This window comes from Bradyrhizobium ferriligni (assembly GCF_056837965.1).
On sequence record NZ_JBXEJO010000327.1, the window covers coordinates 1 to 425 of the forward strand.

Annotated in this window: 1 protein-coding gene; it reads right to left on the minus strand. The window is 42.6% G+C overall.

The genetic code is table 11. The annotated features are described in order from the left end of the window. Positions 1-421 (minus strand): hypothetical protein (locus tag AC1VNY_RS42765; RefSeq protein ID WP_482409716.1); only part of this gene is annotated, 421 nt, incomplete at its 3' end. Between the last annotated feature and the right edge of the window lie 4 nt (positions 422-425).

The window sequence follows — 425 nt, forward strand, 5'->3', positions numbered from 1 at the left end:
GGTATAGGCGCCTACGAAAGAAATCAAGCATCTCGCGAGCTCTCTCAAGAAAATCATCGTCCTCACTACAAAGGCGACGAAGGCGTAAGAGCTGCGAGAATGGCAAAGAGTCACGACAAGCCCGGGGATGGGAAGAAGTATAGAGGAGAAAACTATGTGCATCAGTAGGCTTGTAATATACTGATGTATAGATAGTGGATAGGCGTAAGGTGATAGTAATGTCAAGAAAGTTGACACAAGTAGTGGAGATGTGAGAAGTAAAACGAATAGAAGGATTGAAGACATTAATGAAATTAATGAAGCGTGACAAATCGGCTTCAGGCATATCGGTAATGCCAATACAATCATCAATGTATCTATGATACACAGACGGAAGAGGGCCATCATAGGAATTCCATACTAGGTGCTCAAGATGACCCATGAAT